We start from the raw sequence: 986 nt of genomic DNA, 5'->3' as shown, positions 1-986 counted from the left end.
ACTATTACAGGGAAAAGGAGAAATGAATACTCCAGGATGTTCAATATTTACAAAGTTAAATCTGACTCAATTACAACATTGCGTCAGCAATATGAGCGTGAATGTTTAGAGAATATGCCCGTTAAGCCAAAGTTAGCGCCAGTCAAGGAGCCTAAAGTATCAACAAAGACAAAGTGCGGAATTAAGTTTGTTGATAAGGCCAGCGTCTCAGGTATGGGTAATCCGATGTTGATGAAGTTTGATTCTTTATTGAGTGGGGTGAGAGTGTGAGCGAGTTAACTCATGATGACCTGTGTGAAATAGCTGTCAAATTTCTGCAAAGTAATGGATTCAAGGTTGCCTTTGGTGACAGGTTTCAGTCTAGCAATGGAACTGGCGAGCAACCAGATGCAATTGGGTTTAGATGTGGTGTTAGTTGTTTATTAGAAGCGAAAGTGAGTCGTTCAGATTTCCTTGCTGATAAGAAAAAACATTTTCGAGTAGATCCTGATAGGGGTATGGGTGATTGGCGATTTTTCATATCACCTCCAGATATCATTAAACCAGAAGACTTACCTGATGGGTGGGGTCTTTTGCACGCGAAAGGAAAAAGAGTTTTCAAGGTTCATGGCTGGCCTCCCAATACATACTGGTATGACAGAAAACCATTTAATGCAAACAAACAGGCCGAGTGTGATCACATGTATAGCGCCCTTCGTAGGTTACAAATTCGAGGCCACTTGCATGAAATATATGAAGGGATACCGAAGGGAGTTGTTCAATGAACTGCCAATCATGCAATAGACCACTAACAGATGATGAAATTTATGTGTGTGCTCAGTGTGCTGATGAATACGCTCATTTAGTTGATAACGTTGATGGAGGTGGAGATGGCGAGGTATCGCAGTAAATATAAACACAAACATAAACATCCAAAGAAACCACAAAAGGAGTTTGAACCAATGTTTAATGCCAATTTATTACGCTATGGAAAATTTGTCGCAATA

Annotated in this window: 3 protein-coding genes; all 3 read left to right on the top strand. The window is 40.2% G+C overall.

Annotation, left to right across the window (positions count from 1 at the left end; genetic code table 11):
* Positions 1–270, top strand: a 270-nt coding sequence (locus ABN256_RS19105) for a hypothetical protein (protein WP_349439937.1), incomplete at its 5' end; no start/stop codon positions are given.
* Positions 267–764: a hypothetical protein gene (locus ABN256_RS19100; protein ID WP_349439936.1), complete on the top strand. Its 498-nt coding sequence runs from the start codon at positions 267–269 to the stop codon at positions 762–764. The genes ABN256_RS19105 and ABN256_RS19100, both read left to right, overlap by 4 nt.
* Positions 761–889: a protein NinF gene (locus tag ABN256_RS19095; RefSeq protein ID WP_349439935.1), complete on the top strand. Its 129-nt coding sequence runs from the start codon at positions 761–763 to the stop codon at positions 887–889. The genes ABN256_RS19100 and ABN256_RS19095 overlap by 4 nt, the downstream gene beginning before the upstream one ends.
* Positions 890–986: the final 97 nt, after the last annotated feature.

The sequence above is a fragment of the Proteus sp. fly-1008 genome, assembly GCF_040140305.1.
Lineage (GTDB): Bacteria > Pseudomonadota > Gammaproteobacteria > Enterobacterales > Enterobacteriaceae > Proteus > Proteus vulgaris_B.
This window is presented reverse-complemented; position numbering and strand designations above follow the sequence as displayed.

Excerpts from the sequence above, each read along its gene's own strand:
- ABN256_RS19095 (WP_349439935.1), top strand. The coding sequence starts at position 761 with ATGAACTGCCAATCATGCAATAGACCACTAACAGATGATGAAATTTAT.